Genomic DNA, 22240 nt, shown 5'->3' on the forward strand with positions numbered 1-22240 from the left:
ATCGGCCATGATGGGGCCGATGGGTTTGCAGCGGGAGTGTGCGGTGATCGGGTGCCAGAAGCCGGTCAAGCACCGCGGCCTGTGCACCAACCACTACTCCCGCACCTGGCGCGGCCTGCCGCTCCTCGGCCCGCCGAGGATGAGGGTGCGATCATGCCCGATGTGCGGCGCCTCCTGGGGCGTCCTGCCCGGCCGGAAGGCCACGGTGTACTGCGGGCCGCGTTGCCGGCGCCTGCACCTGATCGCCACGCACCGCGCGAGCAATCGAGAGCGAGACGAGCAGATCGTCGCCGGCGTGCAGGCCGGCGAGCTGCACAGGGTGATCGCGGAGCGGCTCGGCGTGACCACCTCGACGGTCAGCCGGGTGGCCGCCCGGTACGGGCTGCGCCGGGTTCCCTACGCACCACGTCGCCGCGCCTGAGCCACACGCCCAGCGTCGCCCGGCGTAGGTCGTTGATCTCCACGAGGACGTCCCCGGCCGACGTCCACCGAGTCGCCACCGTGTGCAGCTGCTCGGGCCCGTCGATCTCCCACTCGATCGTGGCCACTACCGGCACGGGCGGGGTGAGCCGGCGCTGTGCCCGCCGCGGCGGTACCCGGCGGGCGTTGAGGATGGGCTGGGTGCGGTCCGCGAGCTGCCACCACGACTGCACGGTCATGGGACGGAGTGTCGCGCCAGGGGGTGACGCTCGCGGATGCCGACTGGCGCGCCGATACGGGTAGAGTGTGACCGGTGCGAAGGGGGCAACGTAGTCCGAAGGTCAACCGCGACCGCGCGCCAGGGGATCGGTTTCATGCTTGGCTACTGCCCTCCGGGGCGGTCGGCTTTGCCTTTATCGCTCCACTCTTCTTGGACCTGTCGTCGGCAAGTGAGACGGCGACGACGCGAGGCACCTACTTCGCCCTCTTCTTGCTGTTCGGATTGGGAGCGCTCGCGCTAACGATCTGGCAAGGCCTGACATCTTCGAACCGGTCTAAGCGCGAACGTCAGGGCCTCGCAGACTTCAATCACAACCTGAGCGACACTCTGCGTGCTGTCGAGAAGTTGATCGACTCAGAGAAGGGGGCCAACGACCGGGCGGACTTCTTCAACTCCGTCATCTCTCAAGCAAAGGCGCTGATGCCGCTCGCGTCGCCGAGGATCTGTGTCTACGACCTCGAAGGTGCTGACAAGGGTCAGAGCAGTGCAGTGTATCTGCGGTTGGCCGAGTACGGTGGCAGGGCGGACCCCCCGCGATCAGAGTTCACCAATGACGAAGATTGGGGACGTGCAGCCATCGCTGCCGCCCAGGGCTCTACGATCTGGTGCGTAGACGACCCTGCCCGGGAGGGGAGGAGGGTTCAGCGTAATGACGAGGCGATGTGGAAGTCCTTCCTCGCAGTCCCGCTTCGCTTCGATGGCACGTCTCGTGGCCTCGTGACGATCGACACGGCTCGGAAAACGACGTTCACCAACGACCACAAGGCGGTGGCCAGTACGATAGCGATGTTCCTGACATTCGGGATGCGCAACGTCGCCGAGGCGGCTGCAGACGTTCGGCCCGAGATGCGCAGTCTGGAACGAGATGCGCGCCTCGCCGCCCTCGTGCGTCGATTGTCAGAGGGAAGGGCTAGCATGCCTCAGAGGGAGGGAGAGACCGATGGCAACGATCGATGATGTCGCAGCCCACGTCCTCGACCACTTCGAGGGCTCCATCTCCACCATGAAGCTCCAGAAGCTCTGCTACATCGCGCAGGGGTGGTCTCTGGCGCTCCTCGAGGAGGCGATGTTCGACGAAGACTTCCAGGCATGGAAGAACGGTCCCGTCGCGAGGCATCTCTTCAACCACCACCGTCGCCAGTTCGGAGTCGCGTCCTGGCCATGGGGGGAGAGTGCCAACCTGACCGAGATGCAGTCGTTGGTTGTCGATGCCGTGCTGCACAACTACGGCGCACTGAGCGGCCTGCAACTGAGCGAACTGACTCACCGCCCGGGCACTCCGTGGAGCAAGACGCGATTGGTAGCCGGCGTCGCCGACGGCCAGTCGTGCGAAGAGGTGATCGACAAGCGGCAGATGGAAGGCCACTTCAAGGAGTTGCTTCGGCGCCCGAGCTGATCCAAGCAACTCAGTACTGCATAAGGCCCCCCGACCGACCGTCCACAACGACAGTCATGTGGGGGCGGTGTGGTGTGGGTCAGTCGCGCGGCGGCAACTCCTCAGGATCCCCACCTGCGTCGAGGTACTCGCGGGTGAGTGTGTCGATTTGGGCGGGGATGGATTTGATGCGTGCGCGGCGCTCCTGCTCGGTGAGTACGTCGCGGCGGAGGGTGTCCAGGTCGTCGTCGGTGAGGTCGCGGAGTTCGGTGGGCGAGGGGCGCTCACCGTATACCTCACGGCGAGCGCTGAGTTGGAAGGACCGGCCCTCCTCGCTGGTGTAGTGGACCTGGATCAGGACTAGGGATCTCGGGCTCTCGGGTGCCATGCGGTGAACTTGGCATTCCGGAGCCCCTACCGTCTCGCCCTGATTTGCGCCTGCCCCGGACGCACGAAAACCGCCCCGCCCAACCCCCACGCAGGGGCCGGACGGGGCGGTGTGGTGGTGCGTGTCAGTCTGAGTAGAGGTCGTCGTAGTCGGAGCAGCGCTTGGCGGCCTCGGCCGAGTCGTAACGCTCAGTGCAGTATGAGCACTCGTACCGCCCCTCGGTGGGCATGGGTCAGACGCCAGGCTCGCGGTCGATCTTCGGCGCCGGGCTGACCTTGCCGCGAATGAGCAGACCCACGACGATGGGCCCGACAGCGGCGACGACTCCGAGGATGGCGGTCTGCTGCTCCTCGGTCACGTCGATACCGAACGCAACGAGTAGGGCGAGGATGGCACCAACTGCGGTACCGATGGCGCCGATGATGGCGGCGGGCTCGCGGGTCATGGTCAGTTCTCCTTCGCGGTGGTGAGGGTGATCTCGAGGTCGGCCAGCGCGGCCTTCACGGCCTTGTTGATCGCGGCGTCGATGGCGTCAGGGTCGGCGCCCTGCCCCTTGGCCAGCTCGCGCACGGTCGCCTGGAGTGCGGACACCTTCGCGAGCGCCTCGCCGGACCGGATGGCAGCGAGGCGGGAGTACTCGTGGGCCTTGGCGAGCTTGTGCTGCTGGGTGGCGGGGGAGTCGTTCACGTAGTCGATCCCGCGCTCGGCCCACACGTCTCGGCTGGCCGCCTGGTGCGCGTACTCGTGGGCCTTGGCGAGCTTGTGCTGCTGGGTGGCGGGATCCTTCTCGTTCACGTAGTCGAGGCCGCGGTAGCCCCAGACCTCCTCGCGCACGATCTCGCGCAACTGTTCGATCGTTGCCATGTCGAACTCATCTCCTGTGGTGGTGGGGTTGTCGAGGATCGCCTTGATCGCTCGGATGGATGAGGCGCGGGTGTAGCCGATGCGGTCGACCTTGCGGGTCGTCCAGGTGGCGTGCTCGAGGTTCATCTCCAGCTGGTGGGCGACGCTGCGCCCGCGACGCTGCGCCCAGTACTCGGTGATCCCCGCGTTGGCCCGGTCCATGAAGTCGCGCATCTCGGGCGTGTACTGCTCGTAGCCGCCCTCGAACTCGGTGCCCCAGATGTAGGGGCGGCCGTTGTTGTACGGCACGGTGATGCCGCCGAGGGTGACCGGCCCGCCGGCGCCGGGGTGGTTGGCCCGCCCGAACGTGAGGATCCGGTAGATGCGGTCGTACCCGCCGTACCCGTTGGCCAACGGGCCGGGGACGTCGGAGCGGCCGCGCTTGACGATGCCGAGCGCCGGCGTGAGGCCCTGTGACGGGCGGGTGGCGGTGTGGTGGCTCATGTTGAACTGGTGCGCGGTGTGCTCGCCCCAGGAGCCGCCGGCGCCGGCCTGCAGCTCGATGGAGACGCGCACGCCGTGGCGCTCCAAGCACGCCTTCATCTTGCGGGCCTCGGCGAGGTCTGCGGCGTACCCCATCAGGAGCCCCCGTCCTCGTCGTCGTCGGGGTCGATCGCCTCACCGAGGGCGTTGCCGGCGGCGATCTCCTCCTCGGTGAGTTCGAGCTCGAGCAGCTCGGGTGCGTAGGTGCCGTCCTTCGGCTCATCGTCGATGGGTGGCAGCACGACAGGGTCGGTCACGGTGTGCCTCCTGGGCATGAGAAAGCCCCGCTCTCTGGCGGGGCTCGGGGGTGGGTTGGTCAGGCTTCGTCGGTCATCGGATCGGGCCACGGATCGGGCACGATGCCCGCCGCGGCGAGTTGGCCACGGAGCCGGTGGGCGTAGTCGTCGAGGACTCTGACGCGGGCCTCGGCACGGATCCGGCGGGTGCGTTCGTCCGCCTCCTCCTGCTGGGCGGCCTCGCGCTCGTCGGCGGCGAGGTCAGCGTTTCTGGCCTGCCTGGTCTTGTAGTAGCCGAACGCGCCCTGGGTGAGCCACCAGCCGGCCGTGGTGATCGCGCCGCCTGCGATGAGTGCTTGCCATTCCATTCAGTGCCCCCCGTGTGCCGCGAGCCTCCGGGCAGCGAACTTCGCGCGGATCCGCTCCTCGACCTTCGATGCGAGCACCACCCCCCGACCGGCGAGCGAGGACAGGATGGTGACGATCAGGCCGAGGACGAGCAGGGACCAGCGTTGCGGGCCGATGTAGACCAGCAGCACGTAGCCGTAGGCGGTCAGGCCCAGGCCAACGAGGGGGATGACGTCGAGCTCGAGCAGCCAGCGGCGCCGGATCGCAGCGACTGCGGCGACGAGGGAAGCGGTGATGAGGAGTCCGCCGCCGATGCGGGTCACGATCAGCGCCCACTCTGCGAGCACGCCGCCGGGTGGCCAGGTCAGGCCGATGACGCCGACGCCCGTCAATGCCAGGTAGGAGGCGACATGGAAGGCGCGGCCGAGGGTGCGTGCCCAGCGGGGGAGCGGTTCGAAGGTCGGCATCAGATCACCAGGCCCAGGGAGTGGCGGGAGGTGGTCATCGGTAGCCCCACAGCCTGGCCCTCGGGCTGTTCGCGAAGAATGCCGAGCCGACGTTGGTCAGCAGCTCGAAGGTGGAGATGACCTCGTTGGTGGGGGAGTTCCAGCGCCCGCCGGTGGTGAAGGTGCGGTCGGTGGTGCCGCCGGAGTTGACGTACCCGTACCCTCGCCATGCCATGTATCCGGTGGGGCCGATCGCGCGGGGCGTGAACGTCACTTCGAGACTGCCGGCGAATCGGCCGAGGTATGCCGTCCAGGGAGCGCTCGTGTCGGACTGGTTGGCGCCGCCGATGATGGTGCCGCCCTCGAAGAGGATCGAGTTGGTGCGGTAGTTGGCGCCGGTGTCGGCGTTTGGGCGGATGCACAGGGGGCGTGTCTCGTTGGAGAGGACTGTCGCGGCGCCGGCCTCGACCTCGACGACGTACTTGCGCAGGGTCCCGCGGAGCGACACGGGAACGGTGAGGGTGGCGTATCGGTCGTTCGTGGGCAGACTGATCTCGTCCAGGAGCAGCGACCCGAACCCGATACCGCCGGAGGTGAGGACGTACCTCTCCCACGCGCCGTTGTAGTACACCCACTTGGTGGCGCTGGGCCCGGTGCCGGTGAAGGCCTCCATGCCCTCGGTGGGGTTCGGGAGCGCGGCGTCGCGGGCAGCTTCGGACGCGAACCGCATGTTCAGCCGGTTCGCCGCCCACGTGGTGATCGCGCCCATCTGGTTTGGCCCATCGGGGGAGTCTGTGGGGCTCGGGTACGGCCCCTGCTGAATCGGCTCGTTCGGCATGCGTTCCTCCTGGGCATGGCTGGGACCCCGACTACGCGTGGCGTCGGGGTGGAGAAGGGTGGGGTCAGGCGTTCGGCCCGGCGGGCGGGGTGTAGGTCAGGAGTAGCTGGACCTCGAAGTTCGCCACGTCGGACTCGCTCGCGGAGTAGAAGCCCAGGCCCTTGAGTGCGCCAGACAGCAGGGCGCTCGACCAGGCGGCCGGTAGCGGTGACGTCGTGGACTCGCCGGGCGTCACAGCCACAGGTCGCCACTGGTCGTAGGTGGCACTCCATGTCGGCTCGACCTCGAACGGCGGTGCGGTCGTGTAGTTGTGGCCGCGGACGAACGGTGACACTAGGGACTGCTGCGTGCCCTCTTGCCAGTCGAACAGGGCGGGGCGGGTGGACCTGAGCAACAGGCGCGCGTTCGTGGCGCCAGCGGGGATGTTGATGGTGTAGCCCATGACGTACGCCCACGACGTCAGCTCGGGCACATACGAGGGGTCGTCCGTGTCGCCAGACTGTGGCTGCGGACCCTGGACCACCTCGAGCGGATCCGTGCCCGGGCTGGGGGAGAATCCGAAGTTTCGCCAGCCTGCGCCGGCCCCACCGCCCGGCGCGCGGGTCTCGTTGTAGCGCACCCAGCCGGACGACGGCACGACGACCGTCACATCCTGGACCTCCTTGACCAGCACGGCCGAGTTGGTGCCCGTGACCAGCAGCCCGGACGAACGATCCCAGATGACGTTCACGAGATCGCCCACGACGGGCGAGTACCCGGAAGCGTTCCAGGTGACACCTGACACCGGCTCCTCGCCTAGGAGGAGCGTGAGAGTCCCCGTGGCCGCGTCGACGGCATCAACCGTCCCTACACGCCACCCAGAGTTCGTCATCCTGGCGAGCATGTCCGCCGTCGCCCTACCCAGATCAGGGATCATGCGCCCACCTGCCTGATATCACGAGTGCCCATCCCGAAATCGCCCCCCGCTGCCAGGTCGAAACTGAAACTGTCCACGACGTGCCGCCGGATCGTGTTCACGTCAGACGGGTCCGTCCACAGGTCGATCACGTCCAGTGCCTCGAGAGCGATGTTCGGGACCGCGCCAATGTCCACCGACGACGCGGCCCCGGTGGAGCGTGCAAGCTCGGCCGCTGCAGCGCTCCTCGCCTGCAGTGATGTCGTGATCGTGGGGATGCTCATGAACTTGATCACGCGCCCGTACGCCCCTTCGCTTGGGGAGCCGTAGCGGGTCGGCGAAGTGGGGTCCGTGTCCCGCGCCTGCCCTGACACCGGCCGCGCGCCCGACGCCGGGTTCTCGCCACGGCACACGACACGGTTGTAGACGCGGTCCCTAGAGGAGGACTGGTCGGCAGAGATCAGCACGCCGCCCGAAGCAACCTTCCACACTGGCGGCGAGTCCAGGGTGGGGGCGTCACGTATCACGAACCGACCGGCGGCGTCCGCGTACACCACGGCGCCGATCGACCGCGCGATCTGCGTGATCGCATCCCACCGATCCTCGTCAAACGTCGTCCGCCGAATCCGCCTGTCCTGAGTCGCAGAAGGCACCACCACGAACGCCGGATCCGTCTCATGAATCAGGTCCGCGATCAACTGCTGCGCAGACGGGCCAGACACCGTGCGCGGGAACGGGAAGCGGTGATCGGCGATCCACGCCTCACGCGAGCGGCCAGTGATCTGCACGCCCGACTGGTCCAGCAGCGAGCCGTCCACCGCGTCAATCCGGTACACCCCGATCGGCACCCACTCAGTCACGCCGTTCGGGTACACCAGGCCATGACGGAGTGTGATCTCCTGCCCGTAATGACCCAAAGGCGCGCCCGGCGACTCAGGCAGCGACGGGCGATCCCCGTACACCCCGTCCCGCAACCGGGGCGCGACCAGCAGGTCGCACTCCCGGCGCGTGATCCGGTTCGAGTCAACCGACACCGACCCGCCCACCACAGGCAGATCCGAGTACAGCCGAACCCCGCCCTTGTCCACGTCAGCGCGGATGACAATCTCGTGCGGAGACTGGATCGCCTCCAGGTAGGCGCCAGTGACAGGCCACATCACGCCCCCTGCAGCAGGTCGAACCAGGTCGAGTTCCCGTCGATGACGTCCTGCCACGTGTCGCACTCAGCCAGCACGCCGCCCCACGTCGTGCCGGTGGACTGCACGCCGTAGCCGGCGGGCATGTCGGTTCCCGAGAGGGTCAGCTGATGCCACACCGGCACGCCATCCTGGAAGCCCGCCATGCCCGGCTGACCGAACTCGACGTTCACGAAATACCAGCCCGCGCGCAGCGAGGACGGCACGTCCGCCTCGCCCTGCACGAGGATCACTCCCGCGGCCATCGCCGAATACAGCGCACCCCAGGCGCCCTCAGTCAGCGTGCCCACGGTCACCGTCAGCGAGTCGGTGTTGCGGCCGGCAGTCTGCGCCACCGCTCGACCACCGTGCACCTGATACAGGCCACCGCGAGTCGTCGGAGTGACGTTGCCGACCGCCCGCAGCAACACGCGCTGCGAGAAGTCGGGCTGGCCGGCAACCTTCAACCACACCCGACGCCCCGGCGCCGCGGTGGAGACGTTCGCCGACTCCTGCGCCACGGGCTCGCCGTACTCGTTGAAGCCGAACACGGTGTACTGCACGGACGTGTTCAGCGGCATCTCGTGATCAGTGCCGACCCAGAAGCCGCCAACGCGCCACAGATCCTCAGCGCCACGCACAGGGATCGTCGCCGCCCCCGGTGCCGATCGCTCGATCCGTAGCTGCGCCACCGGAGACGGCCACATGCCCCCATCCACCACCAGCCGCACCGCAGCCCACGACGGGTCGTACGTAGCCTCGAGAATCGGCATCAGACGCTCCTCGCCGCGTAGAGGGTCGATGAGTTCTGCTGAGCGATCCGGCGGGTCGTCACCCGATCCGCACCAGCCAAGATCTCCCCGGCCAGCTCACGAATGCTCCGCGTCGAAAGGTCCACCGGGCCGCGGGGTACGTTGACGATGGGGGCGGGCCCGCGATCCACTACTCCGCCGTCTGCCATGGGCAGCACGCCGAATCGACGCATCGTCTCCAGCAGGATCGACATCGAACGCGCCGATCCGTCGTGCGGGATGTAGGACTCGGCCACGTCGGACCGGTCGCCCACAACGCGCCAGGTGTTCGGTGGCACGGTCTGCGCGACGGGCGCCATCGGGCGCAGGCCACCGGCTGCCATGAACTCCAGCACGCCACCTGCGTGCATGCCGACCATGTTCCCGCGGCCGGTGCTGAAGCTCTGCCCGCCCTGGGAGTCGACGTAGATGGTCATGCGGCGACCGTTGTTGTTGACGATGAAGCGGTCGACCGCGTTCTGCGCATCACGAGTGCTGGCCACGATCTGCGTCGACCCATCCGGCAGTGTGCGAATCGAGTAGGCGAGATCGTCGACGTTCTCCGTCTGCTCAGGTGCGTTCGAGTCGATCACCGTGTCGACGCGACCAGGGACCGCGCCATACTGGTCGGCCAGGTCAGATGCCTGACGCTCCGTGAGGCCCATCGCCTGCAACTGCTCGATCAGCGCAGCACGACCCTGCCGGTAGCGGTCAGAGAGCTGCGCCTGCCCCTCGCCAGCGTTCGCCGCCGCGGCGGTCTCGCTGTCGAGCGCGGAAACCGCAGCGAGCACCTGGCCCTCGAGCTCGGAGCTCGCCTGAATGGACCCGTCCTGCGACTCGGTCCACGCATCCACCAGCCGGGTGGTCCCGTCTGCCGCGTACCCGACCTGGTCGACGGCGCCGGCCAGGCGAAGTGTCGCGTCGCTGAGGAAGCCGGCGTCGATCTGCGGATCCATGAACTCGTTGAAGCGGTTGCGTGCATCGTCGAGCCCAGGCGACAGATCGCGGATCGAGTCGGCCGCCTCGTCGGTGGTCTCCGAGAATCCGCGCATATCGTCCGCGAGCGCCTGCAGGTCGGTGTCGCCGACCTCGATGCCGACTGCACCAAGCAGGGCGCGGAGCGGATCCAGGCCCTCGAGGAGGTTGGCGATGCCGTCGACCGCCTCCGCCAGCGGGCCTGAGACGAACTCCCCGAACCCCTCCGTCGCGACAGCGGTGCCTTCGATGGCCGCCTCGCCGAAGTCCAGCGCGCCGTTGACCAGACCGGAGAAGAACTCCAGCATCGGCCCACGGTTGCGCGAGACCCAGTCAGCAGCCTCCGACAGCGGATCGGCGAACGCCGCAGCCAGGGCACCCTTGATGCCATCCGCAGCGACTTCGATGTTGCGTCCGGCCTCCTCGATCGCCGTGGCGTCGTTGTCGGCCAGGGTGTCGAACATCCGCTGCGCAGCACCCTCGACCTCGCCAAGCGAATCCGCTGCAGTGTCGAGGTTGAGCGCGAACAGGGCGGCACCAAGGTCCTCACCTGGTCCGCCGAACAGGTCTGCGATGACCTGCTGGACGTTGCCACCCTCGTCCTTGACTGTGCCCAGCGCCTCGAAGACAGTCTGCATCGCCTCGCGCGCAGCCGGTCCGCCCTCGTTGAACCCGTCGCGCACCGCGGCGATGTCCACTCCGAGGATCTCCATGGCCTCGATCGCGGGGTCTGTGCCCTCGCGGATCCGCAGGCCCATCTCCTTGACGGCGTCGGCGACCTTGTCCGAGTCTCGTGCGCCGGCGTCGAGCCCCTGGCGCATCAGCCCCAGTGCATCTTCGGCCGAGAGTCCCGCCTGCTGGAACAGGGCCGGGTACTCAGTGAGGGTGTCGAGCAGGTCCTCCTGCGCGTTCACGCCCTCACGTGCGCCGACCGCGAGGATGTCGAACGCCTCGTCCGCAGACTTCACCAGGCCCGTCTGCAGCAGCCGTGTCACGGCGAAGGCGATCGGCTGCACTTCCTCGCCCAGGACGTCGGAGATCCCGGCCAGAGACTGGATCACCGACTGCGACTCACGAGCCGTCGCGTCCTCATCGAGGAGGTCGAACTGCAGCGCGAGGCGAGCGGTGTCCATGTTCGACTCGATCGACTCGCCGAAGACGTTGGCATACGCCTCGCCGGCCGCCGAAGCGAAACGGCGCGCGTCGTCCTCCGTGATCCCGGTGAGGGCCTGGAGTCGGTCCTGGCGGACCTCCACCTGCAGGCCCTCGTTGATGCCGTCGAGGACGCTCTTGCCGATCGCGACACCGGCGAGGAGGATGCCGCCGGCCACCGGGATGGCCTTCAGTGCGTCGACGATCCCATCGCCGAGACCTTCGCCTGCCGCGGCGCCGCCCTCGTCGCCAGCCTCGTCAGCCTTGTCGGCGACGTCGTCCAGCGCGGCCTCTGCTGGCGCGGTGTCGGCGTCGATGACCATGGACTCGCGTGCCGACGTCAGAGCGTCGCGGCGGCGGGTGATCTGCTTGATCGCCGCCTCGGCCTTCTTGATGTCGGCCGTGACCTCCATCGTCGACTCGACCGAGCGCAGGTAGTCCAGTCGCTCTTGAACCTTGCCGAGGCTCGTCTCGGCGCGCTCGATGTTCGCGTCGACCGTGGCCATCGTCTTGGCCGAGACGATCTTCTTCGCCTCTTCCTCGACGCGGTCCATGCCGTCGAGTGCGCCCTTGACGTCCCCATCGACCTTCTGCTCGACGGGGTTCTTCTCGATCTTCTGCGCCCGGTCCTGAACGTCCTTCGCCGCCTTCTCCACCGGCTGGGTGTTGGCAGTGAAGAGGACCTCGAGTTCGGTCACGGTCGCAGTCGTCACGGTCACTCCTCCCGGATGGTGAGCACCCGCCGCAGTCGCGACTCGGGCTTGTCGAAGAGGGCGAAGAGCATCGTGCGAACCCCTGGCCAGGGGCGGTCGAGTACGGCCGGGTCGTACAGGTCGACGCCGAAGAACTCGGCCAGGTCTGCGACCACGCACCGCCAGTTGCTGACGATAGCCAGCAGTGACCCATCCACCTCAGGCGCCTTGCTCGCCGCCGCGGTCGGGGCCTCTGGTCGCAGCTCCTCGGGCACGGGGCGGTAGTCGGGATACCAGCCATCTGCGTCAGGTTCACCGATGCCGTAGGGCGCCCAGTCCTCGGCGGTGACTAGCCTTTTCCCGGCGCCTCACCATCGCTCTCGGAGGCCTCGGTCGGCGTCCATATCACTCGGGCAAGCGAGTCGGCGTAGGCCTTGCCCCGGGCCCAGTAGAAGACCGCGTAGTAGCCCATGCGATCCACCACGGGTTGCGGCACATCGTCCTTGACCAGCCGGTCGTAGGCGGGGCCGAGGGCGGGGTGCTCGTCGGGACCGATGGTGTCGAGCACCTTCTGTACCTCGTCAGGGACTGGCCCCTTGACGAAGCCGAGATTGACCTCGCCGCGCACGGCGGCCGCCAGCACCTTCCGCATCGCCCGAACGCTCGGGGGAGGCGCCGTGTAGGTGCGTCCCCCGAGCGTCAGGGTCAGGCCGTCGACGTCTGCCCACTCGCTGAAATCGACAGCGGGCATCGATCAGCCTCGGGTGTAGGTGAGGATGTTGGACGTGCCGCCGGGGGTGGTGACGGTGACGTCCACCGAACCGGCGGTGCCGGTGGGCAGAGAGGCGATGATCGTGGCCGCGTTGGCCACCACGAACTCATCCGCCGGGGTGCCGCCGAAGTCGACGTCGGTCGCCCCCAGGAAGCCGGTGCCGGTCAGGGTCACCAGCTCACCCTCGACAGCCTCGTCCGGGCTCACGGCGGCCAGTACCGGCTCGGTCACGTCCCACCCGGCGAACGGGTTGGTGATCGACTCGAACGGACCCTGCCCGGTGAGGGTCACGTTGAAGACCTCGATCTCGGAGTTGCCCGAGTTCTGCCGGGTGACCTCCACGCGGCAGGAGGCCCGGCCAGCGTCGTTCGGGTTCGGGGTCCCGAACTCCGGCTTGTGGTACCAGCGGATGTCCACGGTGGCGCCATCCAGCGTGGCCTTGGCGGCCGCGAGCAGCGCCTCCACCTCGGGCAGGAACAGGCCCGTGGTCACCGACCGGTTGCCCTGCACGGTGAACGACGTCGCGAACGAGCGCGCCGTCACGGCCTCGTTGGCCGCACCCAGGTCGTCGTAGGTCGCCTGGTCCTGCGTGGTGGGCGGGTAGGTCGGAGTCCACGCGCTGATGCGGCGGACGGGCTGCCAGGACTCCGAGGCAGTGCTGCCCAGGTTGATGTCCAGCCCATACTCGAAGGACTTGCCGAGCGTAGTGCCGGCGGGAAGGGGAACGACACTCATGAGATCTCCTCGGTTTGGTTGGCGTCTGGAAGCGGCACCGAATCCGGGCCGTAGGTCGCCGGGTCGATCTCCGGCAGTACCGGCCCATCGGCGGCCGGGTCATGCACCCGCTCAACGAGCGGGGACTCCTGAGCCACGGCTGCGCGCGAACGCGCTCGTCGCAGCAGGTGGCGGGCGTCAGGCGCGGGCGCCTCGCCCTTCGGCGTGGGCATCCCTGCCTCGCGGTAGCGGTCAGTGGTGCTCTTGCTCATGTGCCTACTCCCGGGTTGTCGACGTACACCAGGTAGTTCTCTGAGCGCTCCTCGCGCCCATTCGCGTCCGCGCCGAGGGGCCCGAACGACGTCCGCTCGATCTGCGACAGACCCTTCGTTCGGGAGCGGCCCTGCAGCACGAGGAAGGCGAACCCGGCGATCTGGTCGGCGTCGTCGACGTCCCCGCGTGCGCCACGAATGAGCAGCTGCACTCGGCGCCGCGGGGAGTAGACGTGCGGGTCGCTGCCGCCGTACACGCGCGCACCGATCGCCCGGTCAGGCTCGTCCGGTATTGCGCCGTAGAAGATGCCCACCTCGCCGGCGGGAGGCGGCGTCGTCGTGGACCAGTGCCAGCCCGGAACCCCGCCCAGCAGCTCGCAGATGGCGAGCGTGACTTCGGCGTCATCCACCGCGCAGCCTCGCTCCCACGTTATGGACGATCTCGGCCTCGAAGTTCGACTCATCCACCGCGCGTTCGAGGTACTTCGCCTCGCCCACGTCGTGCTTGTAGTCGAGGTTCTCGTGCTGGATCCAGGCGTGGGGTGCTCGGAATCGGACGGTGACGTTCACGTCGTTGACGAGGACGCGGCCCGATCGCCGCAGCACGCCGTCGTCCTTCGGTGCGAGCTCTTTCGCGCGCTTCAGGATCTTCTTCGCCTCGTCCTGCAGGGCGTCGCGGCCGGCCTTCTCGATCTCGGTCAGCTTGGCGTTGTTCTGCTTGACCATGGCCACCTCCGGTACGTTGTGCCGATGCGAATGCGTCTTGCCGCGGTCGTCGCTGCCGTCGCCCTGCTGGCCGGTTGCTCCGGACCTTCGGACGGGGCCGAATCGCCTCAGCCCGTAGCCACCACTCAGGAGCCGTCGCCGACACCGAGTGAGGATCCGACGACCGTCGAGCCTGTCGATCAGGTCGAAGTTCCCGACGTAGTCGGCATGGACGGGCTCGCAGCGCAGCGCGAGATTGAAGGCGCAGGGTTGGCCCTCGACGGGAGCGCCGAGGGCGAGCCGACCGATGTCGCCTCGCAGGATCCGGAGGCCGGGACCATGGTTGACGACGGCTCAGAGGTGAGCCTCGAACTCGTCCCGCCAGCGGTCATCGATCACGAGATCGAAATCGAGGACGAGAACATCTACGTCTGGGTCGAGTCGACCATGAGCAGCCGCGACGCCTGGCTCATCACCCGAGACCTGGCCATGAACGAAGATCTCGACGAGGGCGGGTACTTCGTGCAGTTCAACTGCACCGAGGGCGGAACTGCCGGCGCCTGGAACAGGCAGGCCAACGGAAAGATCGCGATCGGCAATCGCGGAGCGGCCTTGACCGGGCTGAACGACGGTGCGTTCCAGAGCGAGTTGCTCGACGGGGCGACATGCCCTTGACCTACTCCAGCCGCAGCAGCAAGTAGGCATCCAGCGGCGGGTCGTTGCGGTTCATCGCCGCCGTGAGCACCTTCGCCTCTCGCTCGTAAGGCTCGCCCGGCCACACGGTGATCAGCGACCCGACCGGTACGTGCTCCGGCAGCGGGAGTGTGACGCGAGTCGACGAGATGACCTCATTGCCGGCCACGTCGCGCACCAGCTGTTGCTCATCCAGGACCTCGGCGGACAGAGTGCGAGCGGGCCCGTAGGTGGCGCCCATGCCGCCGGCGCCGGTCTTGTTCCGGACGCTGACGCTGTGCGGGTACCAGAACGCGCCCCAGCTCACGCCGTCGCCTCCGGCGGCCAGATGCTGCGCGTCATGGTGGATGGCGGGAACGAGCCCACCGGCCCGCCGCCGGCGCGCGCGCCACAGAGCGCCAGGAGGCCAGTCCGGTCGTCAGGGCCGAACGCGGAACGGTAGTCGGCCCAGGAGACGGAGGTGCCGTTGCGGGACTGCTGGCGCATGCGCCCAGTGCCCGGTGCGGGCAGTTCGGCCGCGACGCCCTGCAGGATCGCGATCGCGTCCAGTCTGGCCTCGCCCTCCAGGGTGTCGAGACAGGGGGCGATGGAGCGCGCTACGACGATCAGGCGCCGCGCCACAGCGTCATCTACGCCCGACAGATCGGCCGGAACGATCATCTCCACCGCCCCCTCTCGACTACTACTGCTCGTCGTCCGCGATCAGCGCGGCGACGATCTGCGGACGGTTGCCGGGCTCGGCAGGGACGACCTTCATCTCGTCCTCGCGGCCATCGTTCCGCTTCTCGATCTCGGCCTTGAGGTGAGCGACGCTGACGCCCTTGTAGGCACCCTCGTCGACGGCCTCGGCCTTCGGCTCGGCCGCCTTGACGGCCTCGATCAGGCCGCGCTTGACGAGACCGTCCAGCGCACCCTGCTCGACACCCTCGGGGATGACGCCGCCGGCGCGCACGATGTGCGCCACTCGGTGGCCTCTGGACGAGCCGACGGCCACCTTCACGGCCTTCGCCTTCGCGATGTACTGGCTCACGATCAGGCCCCCGTTCCGGTGACGGTCACGCCCGCGAGCGGGTTGGTCACGACCGGCACGTGCGGGTTGCGCGCCTGCAGGCGGGTCTTGTCCGCCTTCGGCTCACGGATCGGAGCGATCTGCACGCCCGTGTCGGTGCCGACGTCGCGGTACTCGGGTGAGGGGATCGACTCGCGGGCGATGCCACCGAGGCGCCGACGGTCCACGAACATCGGGTCGGTGAACCCGTCGTCGTCGGCCGAGATCCAGGTGATGCCGCCGATCGTGGGGAACGAGTCCCCCAGCGCCATGCGGTCGTCCTTGGGCAGGACGTCGAGCAGCTCGGGCATCACCTCGGCGTACAGCTCACCGTTCAGCACGGCGGTGTCGATCGAGTAGCCGAGCTTGAGCTTGCGCACCGCGGCCTGCACTCGATAGGCGTCCCGGAGCACGTCCTTGCCGGTGGTCCAGGCGGCGCTGGCCGCGATCGACTGCGTGATCGAGGAGTTGATGACCCCGAGTGCGATGTCGTTCGCGTCGAACACCAGCTCCGTCTGCAGCAGCAGGAAGGCGTCGTCGATCGGCTGGCGCAGGCTGCGCCCGATCTCCTCGTCCGTCACCTCGGTGGCGATGCCCTGCTTCTGCGAGGTGTACAGCTCGTACTCCTCGGCGCTCAGCGGGGTGAGCTTGTACTCGGCGCCGGCGTTGACTGTCTCGGCCGTCCGATCCGTGCGGATCTTCTCGTTGGCCGGGACGGCGATCGCGCCGCCCTGGACGCGGTAGCGCCCCTGGAGCAGGAAGTTCCCGAGGAACTGCTGCGCGTTGAGGATCTCACCGAAGCGCCGAGCAACCAGCGCCGGCGACTTGATGAAGGCCAGCAGTTCGTCGACGGATGCCGAGGCGAGCTGGCTCGGGGTGAAGGGGTATGTCTGCACGATGCTCCCTTTCTCAGAGCTGGAGCGCCTCGACGGCTTCGCCGTCGGCCGCGGAGGTGAGTGCGAGGTATACGGCCTCGCCTGCCGAGAGGGTGCTCACGGCACCGGAGTCGGCGATCTCGAGGCGGTCGCCCCGGGTGACCGCGCCAGAGGCGGTGAGCAGGTGGATCGGCTTGCCGACCTCCACGGTCACCTTCTCGCCGACGGCGGCGTCGTGACCGGGCACGCCGACCACCTTCGCCGACGCGGCGGCCGCAGGGGCGACGGAGCGGTCGATGGTGCCGACCTCGACGGGCTGGCCACCAACGACGGCGGTCGTGACGGAGAACGTCACGGTGTCGCCGGGCCGGAAGAGGGGAAGGTACTGAGCCATGATCAGGACTCCTTCGCGGTCGGGAAGACGTTGGCGTAGGTCGAGTCCTCGACCGACTGGTCCTCGGCGTGCCCGATCTCGTTGACCGGGACGGTGTTCTTCGGCATGGACTCGATCAGCGCCTTGGTGCCGTCCTCGTCCCTGTCGAGCTGTGCGCGCCACGCCTCGCGGGAGGCGGGGGCGATGCGGCCGTCGTTGACGGCGGCGGAGATGATGCCGTCGCGCCGCTGGGCGTCGATCGTCTCCATCGCCTTGCGGCCCTTCGCAGCGTCCGCGATGAGCTGCTCGTGCACGCCCTTGTCGAGCACGATCGCGCCCTCGGGCAGGGTGGCGGCCGGAGCCGCCTCGTCGTCGGCCTGCTCCGCGAGAGTCTCGTCGAGCGCCGCGAGCAGCGCCTCGTCCGAGGCGTCGGCATCGGTCACGCCGAGCCGCTCACGAAGGCCAGCCTTGAAGTCGCCACTCATGGCAGACCCCTTTCGGTTGGGTTCACCCGGCTCGGACGAGCTCGGGGGATTGGGGTCGCGGCCGAACGCCGCGATCTGGGTGATGAAGGCGGAATCCTCGTCGTCATCGGCGAGCGGGACCACGACGATCTCCGGCTCCTCCTCGCCGACCGTCTCGGCTTCGCCGACGTCGGGGATCACGGCCACCCGGTCAGCGAGACCGGCCGCGACCGTCTCGGCCGCGTTGAACCACGTCTCCTCGGCGAGCATCGCCGCCCAGTCGGCGTCGCCAGCCTTGCCCTGGTAGATCTCCACCAGCGAGGACTCGATGCCGTCCAGGCGGTCGGCGTCCTTGCGCAGTTCGGCCGCGTTCCCGAGGGTGAACGTCCACGGCGAGTGGATCATCATCTGGGTGCCGGGCGACATCACGGTCTCGTCGCAGCCTGCGGCGATGACCGACGCAGCCGATGCGGCCAGGCCGTCGACCACGGCAGTCACGCTCGCCTTGTGGGCCCGCAGCATGTTCAGGATCGAGACGCCCTCGAACACCTCGCCGCCGGGGGAGTTGATGCGCAGGATCACCTGCGACACCGAATCGGGTAGCGCGTCGAGGACCTGGCCCACATCCTTGGTGGAGATCCCCCAGAAGCCGCCGTAGGAGTCGATCGGGCCGTACATCCGGATCGTTGCCACCGTCCCCTCGCCAGAGGGCGCCGGGGTGGTGATCGCGTCGAAGAACTCTCGCTTCGACTTCGGGAGAGGCCTCTCGCCCCAGAAGCGGTTCACCTTCTTGGCCTGCTTCATTTCGCCACCCTCCTTGGGCGCCGGTTCAGCGCCTGCTCGGACGGCGTGGCCCAGCGGCAATTGCCCGGCTCGTAGTTGCCGTCGTTGTCGATCCGGTCGATGGTTCGTCCCTCTGGACGCTCACCCATATCGGCGAGGAAGTTCTCGAACCGTCGCCACCGGTCACAGACCGCGATGCCGCGCCCGCCGTAGTCGTCCCATCTGGAGGCATTGGGGTTCGTCGTGCGCTTGATCATGTCCGCCCACGTGCCGTAGGTCGGCGTCACGCCGACTGTCGTCGCCCGAGCATGTCCGTGCGTCGCGTTCCTGACCTTGGTCCGGTCGACCTTGAGGCATCCGCAACTCGCTGTCGCCCCAGACCGCAGATGGTCCTGCCGCACCGTGACGCGCGCGCCGCAGTCGCAGACGCAGTTCCACGTCGGCCGGCGCCGGCCCCCCTGAGGTGCGCCCGGCGCCAAGACCGTCAGCCGTCCGAACCGAACCGCGAAGCCGATGACGCCCTTCATGCAGCCTCCTCAGGCTCGTCGGACCCGAGGTCCGCACCGGAGCGGCGCACGATGTCGCGCGCCTCGTCCTTGTCGATCACGGTCCCGACCCCGAGGTAGACCTTCTGCACCACCTCTGCGGCGAACCGGGCGCGCTCGGCGTCGGTCATGTCGACGGCAACGCCCTCGGTGGCACGACGGGCCGCCTCGGCCGCCGCGCCCTCGAGCGCCCCGCGCCGGGTGCCGACGTCCTTGACGGGCAGCTTGTAGCGCTGCCGCACGTACGCCTCGAGCTCGTCGTCAGGCTCGATCGCGCCGGAGTCGATGAGCGACTTGATCGCCTCGGCCGTGGCCGGCTGCTCCTCGCCGATGGTCGCCGGCACCAGTCGCGGCGCCGGCTCGTCCGGCCCGAAGTTGAGGTCCACGAGGTCCTCGACAACGTGAGCCTGGCAGGTGTTCGCGATGTGCAGCGCGACGGCGTTCAGCGAGCCGACGAAGAACTCCGCGAACGTGGACCCCAGTGCCCAGGAGCCGGTCTCGGTGCCGAGGTTCAGGAAGTGCGCGAGCACCGCCCGGGCGATCTGCTCGTCGTGGTAGCGGATCGGCTTGTCGGTGTCGGCCCGGTTGCCCGTCACGCCGGTGAGGGTGAACTTGGCCCCGTTCGGGATCGAGGCACCCGCCTCCTGGCCCGCGCGAGCGGACTTCGCCAGGGTCAGGCCGTCGTCCTTCTGCGACTGGACCCAGGCCTGGAACTGCTCCTCGGTCATCTCGACGCCCTCGGGAATCGGCGCACCCTCGTAGACCGGGATGCCGAGACTGTTGCGCTCGACGCCGACCGCCTGGGCCCGCAGGGTGCGGTCCTTCAGGAGCCAGTTCTTGTAGGCCGTGCGCAGCAGCGAGGTGCCTACCCAGTTCGCACCCTCGCGCTCGTTGACGTACACCACGAGCTTGTCGACCGGGATGCGCGGGTTCTTCACCGTGCCGACGCCGTACTGCTCCACGGCGACCAGGCCGCCGTCGCTCGCGATGTCCCACTTCGCGATCGTGCGCGGCGGTCGCCATGCGAGCTTGCGCAGACGCACCATGCCCGACTCGTCCACGCGGTAGACCTGCTCGAACACGCTGTGGCCGAACACCAGCTCCAGCAGCGCCAGGCGCAGGTGCTCGTCGAAGTCGAACCGGTCACGGGTGCGGATCGGCGCCTTGCGCTGCTTGCCCTTCACCGGCAGCCCGAACGAGTCCGCGACCAGGTTCACCACGCTCGGGCGAGCGTCGGCCGGGTCGATCATCCAGGTGGTTCGACGGATCGGGAACGTCACCGCGCGTAGCACGGACCCGACCTGCGCATCCTCGCGACGCATCTTGTCGAACACGTCGATCGAGGCCGGCCAGAGCAGCGCCGGGTTCGTCTCGTGCGAGTCTTCGGCCAGCGATCCCCAGCCTGGCAGCGACTCCCTCTGGTAGCCCATCTCGGACATGCGGGCTCCCTTCAGAACGACGCGGCGATCGCCCGTAGGCGCTCATCCGCCCTAGCGGGGTCGAACGGTCGGTTCTGCACTCGGGCGAGCGCATATTCGCGGGCGCACGCCAGACACGAGCGCCCGCCCTTGGCCGCCTGGGCGGGCTTGAGATTCGGCGCCTGGAGCGGGTGGCCCAGCTTGCAGTGCGTCTTGCCGGAGTTCCGGTTGGTGCCATGGCGCTTCATGTCACGCATGTTCGACAGGTGGGTATCCCATCGAAGGTTGGTGACGCGGTTGTTGCTGGGGTCTCCATCGCCATGACAGCACTCAGTGCCCTCAGGTCGAGGGCCTACGAACGCCTCCAGAACGAGGCCGTGAACCTGCCTGACCGAAGCGTTGCCATCCCGACTCAAGCTCACGACGAATCTGCCATACCGGTTCTCGGTCGCAGTGAGAACCTGGCCGCGAATCCAGCGACTGCCGTATCGGTGGTCCACCTCTCGAGGAAGAGATCGGACGCGCCCTCGGTCACTGACCTCGTACAGGCCCTCGTAACCGACAACATCCCGCCACTCTTCGGTCACGATGCACTCCCCTAGAACGCGGTCGAAAGCAGCGACTCTTCGGATGGCCCGTCGTGGGCACTGGACTGCAGGACGGCCGCGCGCGGCGGTGGCGGCGGATCTGCTTTCGCTTCGGGCTCGAGGTTCACCAGCGCGTACAGCGCCCACGTCTCAGCGCACACCCCGGCGATGTCCACGGGCTTGGACTTCTCGCGCGACCACAGGCGGTTCTCGGCGTACTGCGTCGCCAGGCCGCCCTCGATCGCGAGGTCTACATCCGGCTGCTCGGTCAGCACCAGGGCTCGGTCGCGCATGACCCGGTCATGCAGCTGGCCCGTAGCGATGGCGCAGGTCGGACGATCCATCTCGTGCACCGTCAGGCCCGCATCCTTCAGCAGCGGGATCAGCTCGATCACCGGGCAGCCCTGAGCCTGCAGCGCCACCTCACGATGTCCAGACTCCTCAGCCAGGGCCTTGAGGTACTCGACTGCCCACACGATCCCAGCGCGCTTCGTGCGCACCGTCACCAGCGGCTTGCCATCCTCGGTCTCCACCGCCGCGGCCACCCACGTCGTCGACCGATCGGCGGAGGTGTCCACCGCCCACACTGTGCGAGCACCCTTCGGAACCTTCACCTTGGACGGCGCGACCTGCAGGTCCTTCCAGTCCACCGGCTCGATGTAGGGCTCGACGTTCTGCGTCACCCACTGGCACAAGACCTCGATGCGCTCAAGGCTCTTGTTCTTCGCGTTGCGAGCCGTCCGCATCAGGCCCTCGATCGTCATGCCCGGCAGGTAGCCGGCGGACGGGTTCGCCTGCGCGAACGCTCGCGGATCATCCAGGGGCGCATCAGGCTCCGCCGACCACTCGGCCAGGAACCACTCGGCGTCCGGATCCTCGACCGACTCGTGCGCGATCTCGCGAACGTCCTTGAGCACCACCGAGCGGTACGTGCCAGCGTTGGAGAAGGCCAGCAGCATCGAGTCGAACATCGCCGTCGCCGACTTCTCGATCGCCGACCAGCCCTCGTAGTCGTACTGCTGCCGGAGCTCATCCAGGATCAGCCGCGCCGATGAGTACCCGCGCGCGCCCTCGAACGTCCGCGGCCGGTAGACCGAGCCCTCGAGCGTGACCAACTCCGTCTCGCCGTTGACCATGCGCGGCATCCGCGTGCCGGCCTGCAGCAGCGCCACACGGTCGTAGGCGATCCCGACCTTCAGATCGTCCGGGCCGCCCCACTGGCGCACCTGCGTCCACGGCTTCATCGCGATGTCGAGCTTCTGAGCCGCGCCGACGATCACGAAGTCCCGCGGGTTAACGATCTGCGCCCAGCGGACCGAGTCCACGTACAGGAAGAACGCGGCCAGGATCGCGGCCACGAGCGTCTTGCCGTTCTGGCGAGCGACGATCACCAGTGCCTTGCGGAACCGCAGTGTGCCATCCGGGTTGAGCTCACCGAGGTGAAGGAAGAGCCAGCGCTCCCACGGGATGAGCTGCACCTTGAGCACGTTCCCCGCGAACGCGACGATCTCGAACCCGCGGGAAGTCTCCGGCGTCAGCGCACAGCCACACCCGCACGGACCGGAAGGACCTTCGACATTCGGCCGAGTGAAGA

The 22240-nt window shown here is 68.2% G+C and carries 32 protein-coding genes and 1 pseudogene; 4 read left to right on the top strand and 29 right to left on the bottom strand.

The features are described from left to right. Nucleotides 1-19: 19 nt before the first annotated feature. On the top strand, nucleotides 20-421 hold the full coding sequence (locus LQF12_RS02070; RefSeq protein ID WP_231054348.1) for a hypothetical protein: 402 nt from the start codon (nucleotides 20-22) through the stop codon (nucleotides 419-421). Here LQF12_RS02070 and LQF12_RS02075 read toward each other — a convergent pair. Continuing rightward, nucleotides 357-659 carry a hypothetical protein gene (locus LQF12_RS02075; protein WP_231054349.1) on the bottom strand — a complete coding sequence of 101 codons (303 nt, stop codon included), beginning with the start codon at nucleotides 657-659 and terminating at the stop codon, nucleotides 357-359. The genes LQF12_RS02070 and LQF12_RS02075 overlap by 65 nt on opposite strands. A gap of 191 nt (nucleotides 660-850) precedes the next feature. Here LQF12_RS02075 and LQF12_RS02080 point away from each other — a divergent pair, with 191 nt between their 5' ends. Continuing rightward, nucleotides 851-1657: a GAF domain-containing protein gene (locus LQF12_RS02080; RefSeq protein WP_231054350.1), complete on the top strand. Its 807-nt coding sequence runs from the start codon at nucleotides 851-853 to the stop codon at nucleotides 1655-1657. After that, on the top strand, nucleotides 1641-2096 hold the full coding sequence (locus tag LQF12_RS02085; protein ID WP_231054351.1) for a Panacea domain-containing protein: 456 nt from the start codon (nucleotides 1641-1643) through the stop codon (nucleotides 2094-2096). Before LQF12_RS02080 ends, LQF12_RS02085 begins: the two co-directional genes overlap by 17 nt. A gap of 79 nt (nucleotides 2097-2175) precedes the next feature. Here the strand turns inward: LQF12_RS02085 and LQF12_RS02090 are convergent, their stop codons facing one another. The 17 genes from LQF12_RS02090 to LQF12_RS02170 all read right to left on the bottom strand — a co-directional run bounded on the left by LQF12_RS02090 (nucleotide 2176) and on the right by LQF12_RS02170 (nucleotide 13881). Next, nucleotides 2176-2463 carry a hypothetical protein gene (locus LQF12_RS02090; protein WP_231054352.1) on the bottom strand — a complete coding sequence of 96 codons (288 nt, stop codon included), beginning with the start codon at nucleotides 2461-2463 and terminating at the stop codon, nucleotides 2176-2178. Between the two features lie 232 nt (nucleotides 2464-2695). Continuing rightward, nucleotides 2696-2908, bottom strand: coding sequence for a hypothetical protein (locus tag LQF12_RS02095; RefSeq protein WP_231054353.1), 213 nt, complete (start codon nucleotides 2906-2908; stop codon nucleotides 2696-2698). Between the two features lie 2 nt (nucleotides 2909-2910). Beyond that, entirely contained in the window at nucleotides 2911-3945 is a 1035-nt protein-coding gene (locus LQF12_RS02100; protein WP_231054354.1) for a hypothetical protein, read from the bottom strand. Then, the gene (locus LQF12_RS02105; protein WP_231054355.1) at nucleotides 3945-4106 is read right to left on the bottom strand and encodes a hypothetical protein; all 162 of its coding nucleotides are present in this window, start codon (nucleotides 4104-4106) and stop codon (nucleotides 3945-3947) included. The genes LQF12_RS02100 and LQF12_RS02105 overlap by 1 nt, the downstream gene beginning before the upstream one ends. 59 nt (nucleotides 4107-4165) lie before the next feature. Then, nucleotides 4166-4453, bottom strand: coding sequence for a hypothetical protein (locus tag LQF12_RS02110; RefSeq protein WP_231054356.1), 288 nt, complete (start codon nucleotides 4451-4453; stop codon nucleotides 4166-4168). Then, a complete protein-coding gene (locus LQF12_RS02115; protein ID WP_231054357.1) occupies nucleotides 4454-4900 on the bottom strand; it encodes a hypothetical protein in 447 nt (148 codons plus the stop codon). A gap of 34 nt (nucleotides 4901-4934) precedes the next feature. Next, entirely contained in the window at nucleotides 4935-5648 is a 714-nt protein-coding gene (locus tag LQF12_RS02120; protein WP_231054358.1) for a hypothetical protein, read from the bottom strand. 133 nt (nucleotides 5649-5781) lie between these two features. After that, the gene (locus tag LQF12_RS02125; protein ID WP_231054359.1) at nucleotides 5782-6501 is read right to left on the bottom strand and encodes a hypothetical protein; all 720 of its coding nucleotides are present in this window, start codon (nucleotides 6499-6501) and stop codon (nucleotides 5782-5784) included. 128 nt (nucleotides 6502-6629) lie between these two features. Next, a complete protein-coding gene (locus tag LQF12_RS02130) occupies nucleotides 6630-7769 on the bottom strand; it encodes a DUF5047 domain-containing protein (protein WP_231054360.1) in 1140 nt (379 codons plus the stop codon). Next, nucleotides 7769-8560 (bottom strand): hypothetical protein, encoded by a 792-nt coding sequence (locus LQF12_RS02135; RefSeq protein ID WP_231054361.1) that lies wholly within the window; start codon nucleotides 8558-8560, stop codon nucleotides 7769-7771. The genes LQF12_RS02130 and LQF12_RS02135 overlap by 1 nt, the downstream gene beginning before the upstream one ends. Beyond that, entirely contained in the window at nucleotides 8560-11418 is a 2859-nt protein-coding gene (locus LQF12_RS02140) for a phage tail tape measure protein (RefSeq protein ID WP_231054362.1), read from the bottom strand. The genes LQF12_RS02135 and LQF12_RS02140 overlap by 1 nt, the downstream gene beginning before the upstream one ends. A 2-nt stretch (nucleotides 11419-11420) precedes the next feature. Beyond that, nucleotides 11421-11615 (bottom strand): hypothetical protein, encoded by a 195-nt coding sequence (locus LQF12_RS02145; protein WP_231054363.1) that lies wholly within the window; start codon nucleotides 11613-11615, stop codon nucleotides 11421-11423. Nucleotides 11616-11746: 131 nt separating this feature from the next. Continuing rightward, on the bottom strand, nucleotides 11747-12148 hold the full coding sequence (locus tag LQF12_RS02150) for a DUF7426 family protein (protein ID WP_231054364.1): 402 nt from the start codon (nucleotides 12146-12148) through the stop codon (nucleotides 11747-11749). 3 nt (nucleotides 12149-12151) lie between these two features. Next, nucleotides 12152-12904, bottom strand: a complete 753-nt coding sequence (locus LQF12_RS02155; RefSeq protein WP_231054365.1) for a phage tail tube protein — start codon at nucleotides 12902-12904, stop codon at nucleotides 12152-12154. Beyond that, nucleotides 12901-13155, bottom strand: a complete 255-nt coding sequence (locus LQF12_RS02160; RefSeq protein WP_231054366.1) for a hypothetical protein — start codon at nucleotides 13153-13155, stop codon at nucleotides 12901-12903. Before LQF12_RS02160 ends, LQF12_RS02155 begins: the two co-directional genes overlap by 4 nt. Further along, entirely contained in the window at nucleotides 13152-13565 is a 414-nt protein-coding gene (locus LQF12_RS02165; RefSeq protein WP_231054367.1) for a minor capsid protein, read from the bottom strand. The genes LQF12_RS02160 and LQF12_RS02165 overlap by 4 nt, the downstream gene beginning before the upstream one ends. Further along, nucleotides 13558-13881 carry an HK97 gp10 family phage protein gene (locus LQF12_RS02170; protein WP_231054368.1) on the bottom strand — a complete coding sequence of 108 codons (324 nt, stop codon included), beginning with the start codon at nucleotides 13879-13881 and terminating at the stop codon, nucleotides 13558-13560. The genes LQF12_RS02165 and LQF12_RS02170 overlap by 8 nt, the downstream gene beginning before the upstream one ends. 24 nt (nucleotides 13882-13905) lie before the next feature. Here LQF12_RS02170 and LQF12_RS02175 point away from each other — a divergent pair, with 24 nt between their 5' ends. Beyond that, on the top strand, nucleotides 13906-14535 hold the full coding sequence (locus LQF12_RS02175) for a PASTA domain-containing protein (RefSeq protein WP_231054369.1): 630 nt from the start codon (nucleotides 13906-13908) through the stop codon (nucleotides 14533-14535). Nucleotide 14536: 1 nt separating this feature from the next. Here the strand turns inward: LQF12_RS02175 and LQF12_RS02180 are convergent, their stop codons facing one another. The 11 genes and pseudogenes from LQF12_RS02180 to LQF12_RS02225 form a co-directional block, all read right to left on the bottom strand. Continuing rightward, the gene (locus LQF12_RS02180; RefSeq protein WP_231054370.1) at nucleotides 14537-14860 is read right to left on the bottom strand and encodes a hypothetical protein; all 324 of its coding nucleotides are present in this window, start codon (nucleotides 14858-14860) and stop codon (nucleotides 14537-14539) included. Further along, on the bottom strand, nucleotides 14857-15219 hold the full coding sequence (locus LQF12_RS02185) for a hypothetical protein (RefSeq protein WP_231054371.1): 363 nt from the start codon (nucleotides 15217-15219) through the stop codon (nucleotides 14857-14859). Before LQF12_RS02185 ends, LQF12_RS02180 begins: the two co-directional genes overlap by 4 nt. 16 nt (nucleotides 15220-15235) lie before the next feature. Further along, the gene (locus tag LQF12_RS02190; RefSeq protein WP_231054372.1) at nucleotides 15236-15583 is read right to left on the bottom strand and encodes a hypothetical protein; all 348 of its coding nucleotides are present in this window, start codon (nucleotides 15581-15583) and stop codon (nucleotides 15236-15238) included. 2 nt (nucleotides 15584-15585) lie between these two features. Continuing rightward, nucleotides 15586-16497: a phage major capsid protein gene (locus tag LQF12_RS02195; RefSeq protein WP_231054373.1), complete on the bottom strand. Its 912-nt coding sequence runs from the start codon at nucleotides 16495-16497 to the stop codon at nucleotides 15586-15588. 13 nt (nucleotides 16498-16510) lie between these two features. Continuing rightward, nucleotides 16511-16870 carry a capsid cement protein gene (locus LQF12_RS02200; RefSeq protein ID WP_231054374.1) on the bottom strand — a complete coding sequence of 120 codons (360 nt, stop codon included), beginning with the start codon at nucleotides 16868-16870 and terminating at the stop codon, nucleotides 16511-16513. Between the two features lie 2 nt (nucleotides 16871-16872). Then, nucleotides 16873-18117 (bottom strand): head maturation protease, ClpP-related, encoded by a 1245-nt coding sequence (locus tag LQF12_RS02205; protein WP_231054375.1) that lies wholly within the window; start codon nucleotides 18115-18117, stop codon nucleotides 16873-16875. Further along, entirely contained in the window at nucleotides 18114-18623 is a 510-nt protein-coding gene (locus LQF12_RS02210) for a hypothetical protein (protein ID WP_231054376.1), read from the bottom strand. Before LQF12_RS02210 ends, LQF12_RS02205 begins: the two co-directional genes overlap by 4 nt. Then, entirely contained in the window at nucleotides 18620-20080 is a 1461-nt protein-coding gene (locus LQF12_RS02215; protein WP_231054377.1) for a phage portal protein family protein, read from the bottom strand. The genes LQF12_RS02210 and LQF12_RS02215 overlap by 4 nt, the downstream gene beginning before the upstream one ends. 11 nt (nucleotides 20081-20091) lie before the next feature. Beyond that, nucleotides 20092-20316 carry a hypothetical protein gene (locus tag LQF12_RS02220; protein ID WP_231054378.1) on the bottom strand — a complete coding sequence of 75 codons (225 nt, stop codon included), beginning with the start codon at nucleotides 20314-20316 and terminating at the stop codon, nucleotides 20092-20094. A gap of 6 nt (nucleotides 20317-20322) precedes the next feature. Beyond that, nucleotides 20323-20646, bottom strand: a pseudogene (locus LQF12_RS16475) (NUMOD4 motif-containing HNH endonuclease); the annotation flags it as partial. Nucleotides 20647-20657: 11 nt separating this feature from the next. Further along, a complete protein-coding gene (locus LQF12_RS02225) occupies nucleotides 20658-22133 on the bottom strand; it encodes a terminase large subunit domain-containing protein (protein WP_231054379.1) in 1476 nt (491 codons plus the stop codon). Nucleotides 22134-22240: the final 107 nt, after the last annotated feature.

This window comes from Ruania suaedae (genome assembly GCF_021049265.1).
In the GTDB taxonomy this organism is placed as follows: Bacteria; Actinomycetota; Actinomycetes; order Actinomycetales; family Beutenbergiaceae; genus Ruania; species Ruania suaedae.

Coding starts and splice junctions, on each gene's coding strand:
- LQF12_RS02215 (WP_231054377.1), bottom strand. CDS start 20,080: ATGTCCGAGATGGGCTACCAGAGGGAGTCGCTGCCAGGCTGGGGATCG.
- LQF12_RS02110 (WP_231054356.1), bottom strand. CDS start 4,453: ATGGAATGGCAAGCACTCATCGCAGGCGGCGCGATCACCACGGCCGGC.
- LQF12_RS02175 (WP_231054369.1), top strand. CDS start 13,906: ATGCGAATGCGTCTTGCCGCGGTCGTCGCTGCCGTCGCCCTGCTGGCC.
- LQF12_RS02070 (WP_231054348.1), top strand. CDS start 20: ATGGGTTTGCAGCGGGAGTGTGCGGTGATCGGGTGCCAGAAGCCGGTC.
- LQF12_RS02205 (WP_231054375.1), bottom strand. CDS start 18,117: ATGAAGCAGGCCAAGAAGGTGAACCGCTTCTGGGGCGAGAGGCCTCTC.
- LQF12_RS02150 (WP_231054364.1), bottom strand. CDS start 12,148: ATGCCCGCTGTCGATTTCAGCGAGTGGGCAGACGTCGACGGCCTGACC.
- LQF12_RS02220 (WP_231054378.1), bottom strand. CDS start 20,316: ATGCGTGACATGAAGCGCCATGGCACCAACCGGAACTCCGGCAAGACG.
- LQF12_RS02100 (WP_231054354.1), bottom strand. CDS start 3,945: ATGGGGTACGCCGCAGACCTCGCCGAGGCCCGCAAGATGAAGGCGTGC.
- LQF12_RS02075 (WP_231054349.1), bottom strand. CDS start 659: ATGACCGTGCAGTCGTGGTGGCAGCTCGCGGACCGCACCCAGCCCATC.
- LQF12_RS02130 (WP_231054360.1), bottom strand. CDS start 7,769: ATGTGGCCTGTCACTGGCGCCTACCTGGAGGCGATCCAGTCTCCGCAC.
- LQF12_RS02210 (WP_231054376.1), bottom strand. CDS start 18,623: ATGAAGGGCGTCATCGGCTTCGCGGTTCGGTTCGGACGGCTGACGGTC.
- LQF12_RS02155 (WP_231054365.1), bottom strand. CDS start 12,904: ATGAGTGTCGTTCCCCTTCCCGCCGGCACTACGCTCGGCAAGTCCTTC.
- LQF12_RS02090 (WP_231054352.1), bottom strand. CDS start 2,463: ATGGCACCCGAGAGCCCGAGATCCCTAGTCCTGATCCAGGTCCACTAC.
- LQF12_RS02115 (WP_231054357.1), bottom strand. CDS start 4,900: ATGCCGACCTTCGAACCGCTCCCCCGCTGGGCACGCACCCTCGGCCGC.
- LQF12_RS02095 (WP_231054353.1), bottom strand. CDS start 2,908: ATGACCCGCGAGCCCGCCGCCATCATCGGCGCCATCGGTACCGCAGTT.
- LQF12_RS02160 (WP_231054366.1), bottom strand. CDS start 13,155: ATGAGCAAGAGCACCACTGACCGCTACCGCGAGGCAGGGATGCCCACG.
- LQF12_RS02120 (WP_231054358.1), bottom strand. CDS start 5,648: ATGGGCGCGATCACCACGTGGGCGGCGAACCGGCTGAACATGCGGTTC.
- LQF12_RS02135 (WP_231054361.1), bottom strand. CDS start 8,560: ATGCCGATTCTCGAGGCTACGTACGACCCGTCGTGGGCTGCGGTGCGG.
- LQF12_RS02170 (WP_231054368.1), bottom strand. CDS start 13,881: ATGGTCAAGCAGAACAACGCCAAGCTGACCGAGATCGAGAAGGCCGGC.
- LQF12_RS02085 (WP_231054351.1), top strand. CDS start 1,641: ATGGCAACGATCGATGATGTCGCAGCCCACGTCCTCGACCACTTCGAG.
- LQF12_RS02200 (WP_231054374.1), bottom strand. CDS start 16,870: ATGGCTCAGTACCTTCCCCTCTTCCGGCCCGGCGACACCGTGACGTTC.